7 protein-coding genes and 1 pseudogene are annotated in these 5,994 nt (G+C 61.0%); 6 read left to right on the top strand and 2 right to left on the bottom strand.

All coding sequences use genetic code 11. From position 1 onward, the window contains the following. Together agaS and nagA are read left to right on the top strand one after the other, a co-directional pair. Nucleotides 1-317: pseudogene (gene agaS, locus Q5Q88_RS09210) on the top strand (tagatose-6-phosphate ketose isomerase); the annotation flags it as partial. Nucleotides 318-531: 214 nt separating this feature from the next. Then, nucleotides 532-1,695 carry an N-acetylglucosamine-6-phosphate deacetylase gene (gene nagA, locus Q5Q88_RS09205; protein ID WP_294159594.1) on the top strand — a complete coding sequence of 388 codons (1,164 nt, stop codon included), beginning with the start codon at nucleotides 532-534 and terminating at the stop codon, nucleotides 1,693-1,695. Between the two features lie 101 nt (nucleotides 1,696-1,796). Here the strand turns inward: nagA and Q5Q88_RS09200 are convergent, their stop codons facing one another. Together Q5Q88_RS09200 and Q5Q88_RS09195 are read right to left on the bottom strand one after the other, a co-directional pair. Continuing rightward, nucleotides 1,797-2,558, bottom strand: coding sequence for a DeoR/GlpR family DNA-binding transcription regulator (locus Q5Q88_RS09200; RefSeq protein ID WP_302743151.1), 762 nt, complete (start codon nucleotides 2,556-2,558; stop codon nucleotides 1,797-1,799). Between the two features lie 14 nt (nucleotides 2,559-2,572). Beyond that, complete coding sequence (locus tag Q5Q88_RS09195; protein WP_294159598.1) at nucleotides 2,573-3,337, bottom strand: DeoR/GlpR family DNA-binding transcription regulator; 765 nt, start codon at nucleotides 3,335-3,337, stop codon at nucleotides 2,573-2,575. A gap of 256 nt (nucleotides 3,338-3,593) precedes the next feature. Here Q5Q88_RS09195 and Q5Q88_RS09190 point away from each other — a divergent pair, with 256 nt between their 5' ends. The 4 genes from Q5Q88_RS09190 (at nucleotide 3,594) to Q5Q88_RS09175 (ending at nucleotide 5,944) form a co-directional block, all read left to right on the top strand. Continuing rightward, entirely contained in the window at nucleotides 3,594-4,034 is a 441-nt protein-coding gene (locus Q5Q88_RS09190; RefSeq protein ID WP_302743149.1) for a PTS sugar transporter subunit IIA, read from the top strand. A 114-nt stretch (nucleotides 4,035-4,148) separates the two neighbouring features. Then, nucleotides 4,149-4,625 (top strand): PTS sugar transporter subunit IIB, encoded by a 477-nt coding sequence (locus Q5Q88_RS09185; RefSeq protein ID WP_118271993.1) that lies wholly within the window; start codon nucleotides 4,149-4,151, stop codon nucleotides 4,623-4,625. 81 nt (nucleotides 4,626-4,706) lie between these two features. Next, nucleotides 4,707-5,516, top strand: coding sequence for a PTS sugar transporter subunit IIC (locus Q5Q88_RS09180; protein WP_294159609.1), 810 nt, complete (start codon nucleotides 4,707-4,709; stop codon nucleotides 5,514-5,516). After that, nucleotides 5,516-5,944 (top strand): PTS system mannose/fructose/sorbose family transporter subunit IID, encoded by a 429-nt coding sequence (locus Q5Q88_RS09175; protein WP_302743145.1) that lies wholly within the window; start codon nucleotides 5,516-5,518, stop codon nucleotides 5,942-5,944. Before Q5Q88_RS09180 ends, Q5Q88_RS09175 begins: the two co-directional genes overlap by 1 nt. Nucleotides 5,945-5,994: the final 50 nt, after the last annotated feature.

Raw genomic sequence — 5,994 nt, 5'->3', positions numbered from 1 at the left:
TCGTGTACATGAACAACGACGAGTACACCCGTCAGTACGACCTCGACATCCTGAATGAGATCAACGGCGATCAGATCGCCGCCAAGACGATCGCCATCCAGCAGGACGGCTCCACCAAGTTCGACGGCAAGGCCTTCACCTTCTCCGGTTTCGATGCGCTGCCCGAGGGTTACCTCGCTCTTCCGTTCGTCATGGTTGCGCAGGTCATCTCCCTGCTCAACTCCGTGCGCGTGGGCAATACCCCGGACACCCCGTCTCCTTCCGGCACGGTCAACCGTGTTGTCAAGGGCGTGACCATCCACCCCTTCGAGGCCTAATCGCCTTCAAGGACTGAGGGCCATGGTGCAATTGGGGACATACCCCGATTGCACCTTTTGCTTTGCGCGCCGCCTATGGACCCGAAGCGCCCGCCCTGTCCTTGGACGGGTGGGCGACTTTTATTTACGAAAACGCGCTTGCGTTATGACGGACTAGCGCAGCGCCTTTGGGTATAACCGCAATATGTGCATCAAATTCGTGTTAGGAGAACACATGAGCACCTATGCAATCAAAGCCGATGCCTTCTACCTGCCGACCCGCGTTGCCCGCGGTGGGTACCTTATGGTCGAGGACGGCGTCTTCGGCGAGTACGTGACCGATGCTCCCGCGTGCGAGATCCGCGACTATTCCGGTTACGAGGTCGCCCCGGGTTATGTCGACACGCACATCCATGGCTTTGACAACCATGACATTATGGACTGCAAAGCGGAGAGCGTCGCCGTCGTCTCCCGTGGCATCCTCCGTAACGGCGTGACCAGCTACCTTCCCACGACCCTTACCGCCAGCACCGAGCAGCTCGAGGCCGCCTGCGCCTCCGTTGCCGAGTACGTCGAGGCTGGCGACGAGACGCCGCACGCCCGCATCCAGGGCATCTTCCTCGAGGGCCCCTTCTTCACCGAGAAGTACAAGGGCGCCCAGAACCCGGCTTACCTCTCCGCCCCCACCATGGAGAAGTTGAACGCCTGGCAGACCGCTGCGCACGGCCTCGTCAAGAAGATCGCCGTCGCCCCTGAGTACGATGGTGCCGTCGAGTTCACCGCTGAGGCCGTCAAGTCCGGCGTCGTCGTGGCTCTCGGTCACTCCGCCGCCACCTGCGAGCAGGCTCAGGCTTGCCTGGACGCGGGCGCCAAGGTCTTCGTCCACACCTATAACGGCATGAGTGGCCTGCACCACCGCGAGCCCGGCATGGTGGGTGCCGCCCTGTCCAGCCAGGACAAGTCGTACTCCGAGCTCATCTGCGACGGCCATCATGTCAACCCCATCTCCGCGGGTATCGTGATGCGCGCCAAGGGCCATGAGCACGTCGCCCTCATCACCGACTGCATGTGCGCTGGCGGCATGCCCGATGGCGACTACTTCCTGGGCGAGCTGCCTGTCGTCGTCGCAGGCGGCACGGCCCGCCTCAAGGACGGCGGCTCGCTGGCGGGTTCCATCCTCAACATGAAGGACGCCGTCAAGAACGTCGCCGACTGGGGCGTTGCCACCAAGGCCGAGGCCATCTACATGGCCACCCAGGCTCCCGCCGAGGCCAACGACATCGCCGACGAGTGCGGTTCCATCCGTCCCGGCCGTCATGCCGACTTCGTCGTGCTGAACTCCGATCTCACCCTCGTCGAGACCTACCTCGGCGGCGAGAGCGTCTACGTCGAGAGGTAACCATCGTTCTCTGGCGAGATCGATATGAATCTTTAGCGCCCCGACCCGGTTGTACCGGATCGGGGCGTTTGAATGCGAAACGTTCTTGAAGGCGAAGCGAATCAGTCGGCGACGATTATTCGGGTTGATTCGAGGATCATGGAGCACTGTTCGTCGCTGACATTTGCATCGGTGATGAGCGCGTCCATCTGATCGAGGTTGTAGAAGCCGAAGAAGTCCATCTGTCCGATCTTGCTTGAGTCGCAGACGAGGTACCGCTCGGCGGCTCGATCACAAGCGAGCGCCTGCAGACGACCCTCCTCGAGGTTGGAGCAGGAGACGGATTGAGCGAGCACGCCGTTGGTGCCGATAAAGCACGTGTCGATACCGAGTGGGGCGAGCGCATCTTCCGCTACGGGACCGACGAAGGACCCCGAGCGCTTGCGATACTGTCCTCCCAGGGCGCAGATCTCCACGTCGCTGCGCGTTTGGAGCATGCTCAGCACGATGATGCTGTTTGTGATGACACGCAGCTGCATGGGCGGCAGTGCGCGGGCGATGAGGGCGCAGGTCGAACCGGGTCCGAGGAAAACGGTGTCATGCTCCTTGATCAGACCGACCGCGCAGTGCGCAATGCGTTCCTTTTCGGGCGAGCGTATCGAGAGCTTTTCAAAGAAGGGAACCTCGCCGGCGGTGGGGGTCCCGCTTGATAGGCGGATACTGCCGTGCTCGCGGCTCACGCCGCCATCTCGCGCGAGTTCATCGAAATCCCTGCGAGCGGTCATTTCGGAAATGCCGAAGATCTTCGCCGCTTGGGCGACGGTGACCATACCGCGCTGCATGCACAGTTTCAGCAATTGTTCGTGACGTTCAGATTTGAGCATGGCTTGCCAATCGGTCATGCGGTGACAACGGAAGTGTAAGTGCTGAGCGCCTCGAGGATCTGAGGGTCTGCGTCGGCGTTGACGAAGGCCGCGGTCATCTCCTCCAAGGTGGTGAACAGGCAGAAGTCGCGCCTACCAACTTTTACCGCGTCTACAACGAGGTAGCGCTCCTGGGCGCGTGCAAGGGCATCGGAAAGAACCATAGTCGCGTCGGGGCGAGAGCCGAAGACCTCATTTTCGAAAATTCCGGTGGCGGAGACATAGGCTTTTGGCGCCGAAAGGCCGTAGAGTCCGCGGCCGTTGTACGGCATGGTGAAGACGCGGGTGTCATGGCGCATCATGCCGCCAATGAAGAAGAGGTCGACATGGGGGTTGTCAGCCAATAAGTTCAAGACGGGGAGGCTGTTGGTGACCACGCGGATGTCCTCCTGCGGCAGATACGAGCACATAAGTTCGAGTGTGGAGCCGCCCCCGAGGAAGATGGTATCGCCGGCGGAGACAGTGCGCGCCGCCGCCATCGCCGCCGCGCGTTTCTGTTCGACGTGGAAATGGCGCTTCTCTTCGTGTGAGATCAGGCGTGAGAGTGTCGTACCACGTGCGGAGCGCGGCAGTTGGGCGCCGCCGTGTACGCGCACGAGCAGTCCCTTGTCGGCGAGCTCCGCCAAATCGCGCCGAATGGTCATATTCGAAACACCCAGGGTGTTGGATATCTCATTGACCGTAACGGAATGATGTTGATCGAGCAGGTCGAGAATGGCCTGCTGACGTTCGGATTTCATGGCCGTGAACTTCCTTATCGAGCGTTTGTTCATATTTCAATTAAAGCGAACAACACAAATGAACGCAAATCGTTCACAGAAACACAACTACCTTTCACCGGTCACAACAGCACGTTCACGGGAAAAAATCCATTGATACCAATTAAAAACGATAAAAAAGAGCGCGTTGTAAAAAACAATCCTTGACCAATAATCAAACATAGACGAACATAAATGAGCAGAACGAACATAATATAACAACATGAAAGGACAGCAGATGCGTATTGGCGTTATCCTCGCGAGCCACGGAGAGTTTGCACGCGCCGCCCTCGGCGCCGTTGAGATGATCGCCGGCAAGCAGGGCGACGTCGTGGCGCTTGGTCTCACCGCCGAGAAGAGTCTGGAGGCCTTCGAGGCCGAGATGCGCGAGGCCTACGAGACGCTCAACGCCGAGTGCGACCTGGTCGTCACCCTGTGCGACATCTACGGCGGCACACCGTTCAACGTGACCACCCGCGCCCTGCTCAACGGGATGGAGATGGTCGCGTACACCGGCCTGTCGATGCCCGTGGTCGTCGAGCTCCTGTTGACCCGCGATGGCCTTGAGTCCGCCGACGCCGTCCGTGCGCAGATCACCGCCGCGCATGCCGGTGCCCAGAAGGAGATTAAGGCCCCTGTTCCGGTCGCGGAGGACGATGGGGACGACCTCGATCTCTAACTCGCCCGCGATCGCCGGTTCCGGGGCGCGCCCGTCCCCCATCGGGTGGCGCCCCACGTGTTACGCCACTTGCTGGAAGCAATGAACATAAGTGCAAACGACAAGGAGAACATCATGGCACTTAAGCTCGTCGACATTGATGACCGCCTGATTCACGGCCAGGTGGCCACGACTTGGATCCCGGACTTCGGCATCGAGTCCGCCATCATCGTCTCCGACAAGGTCGCCAATGACCCCGTTCAGAAGTCCGTGGCCGGCCTCGCCGCCCCCGACATCAAGGTCTCCGTCTTCGGCGTCGACAAGTTCATCGACGTTCTTAAGAAGACGGAGCTCAAGAAGGCCACGATGGTCCTGTTCACCAACCCCATCGACGCCCTCAAGCTGCATGAGAATGGCCTGCCGTTCGATTACCTGAACGTCTCCGGCATGCGCTTCAACGATCAGCGCCACCGCCTGCACAAGAACATGTCCGTCACCGCCGAGGAGAAGGCCGCTTTCGAGGAGCTCATCGGCTTGGGCGTAGAGTGCTGGATGCAGACAACCACGCGCGATTCCAAGGAGCCGGTGTCTGAGCTCCTCAAGAACTACTAAGCCGGTAATCATCTCCGGGCATATGGGCCCGGAGTGTGCCCGCTGGATGCGTACAGCGGGCGAATAGGGAAGGAGAGGCATATGCTTCAAGCACTTCTGCTCGCCATCTGGGCGGGTCTGTGCACCTGGGACCAGTTCGGTCCCCACCTGGGCTTCCGCAAGCCCCTGCTGGCGTCCGTCGGCGTCGGCATCATCCTCGGCGACATGACGACCGCCATCATGATCGGTGCGACCATGGAGCTCATGTGGCTCGGCGTCAACAACATCGGCGCCTATGTTCCGCCGGATGTCATCTCCGGCACCATCGTCGGCGCCGCCCTGGGCATCATGGGTGGTGGCGACACCGCCTCGGCCATCGCGCTCGCCGTCGCCATCGGCATCCCGACCGCTACCCTTGTTCAGCAGCTGAACATCCTGGTCATGACCACCAACGTCTCCCTCGTCCACGGTGCTGACAAGGCCATCGAGTCCGGTAAGTTCAACGCTGTGAACAAGTTCTTCTGGACCGGCGCCCTCTGCTTCTTCCTGACTCGCGCCGTCCCGGTCTTCATCGCCACGGGCATCGGCTCGTTCGTGATCGAGGACATCATGAACTTCTTGCAGAACCAGGTTCCGTGGGTCCTCTCCGGCTTCTCCACCGCCGGTGGCATGATGCCCGCCGTCGGCCTGGCCATGCTCCTCACCATGATGATGAAGAAGAACATGTGGATCTTCCTGCTCGCCGGCTTCATCATGGCCGCCTTCCTCAACGTCCCGACCGTGGGCATCGCCCTGGCCGCCTGCGCCGCCGCCGGCGTGTGGGACGTCATTACCGAGGGTCAGAAGAACCAGCCCGCCCCTGCCGCCGCCCCTGCCGCCGGCTCCGATGATGACGAGGAGTACGATCTCTAATGGGTAAGATCTCTAAGTCCACCCTGAACAAGGTGCTGCTGCGCACCCAGGGTTGCCAGTTCGCGCACAACTACGAGCGCATGCAGTCGCTGTCTCTGACCTACTGCTTCGCCCCCGTCCTCGAGGAGCTCTACAAGGACGCCCCCAAGGAGGAGCGCGTCAACGCGATGAAGCGCCACCTCGAGTACTTCAACACCCACCCGCTCGCGATCCCCTTCATCCTCGGCATCACCGCCGCCCTGGAGGAGTCCACGGATGAGGACCAGAAGGACACCGTCGTCGGCATCAAGACCTCCCTCATGGGTCCCTTCGCCGGTCTGGGCGACTCCCTGCTGAACCTCACCTGGTTCCCGATCGCCGGCTCCATCGGCGCCTCCATGTGCGTCGACAACGGCTCCATCGTGGGCCCGCTCGTGATGTTCCTGTGATGTGGCAACACCTTCTTGAACAAATCTACGAGAGGATCAGGCCCGCCTCC

Source organism: uncultured Collinsella sp., assembly GCF_959026545.1.
In the GTDB taxonomy this organism is placed as follows: Bacteria; Actinomycetota; Coriobacteriia; order Coriobacteriales; family Coriobacteriaceae; genus Collinsella.
The sequence above is the reverse complement of the archived record's forward strand: the minus strand, read 5'-3'. Positions and strand labels throughout refer to the sequence as shown.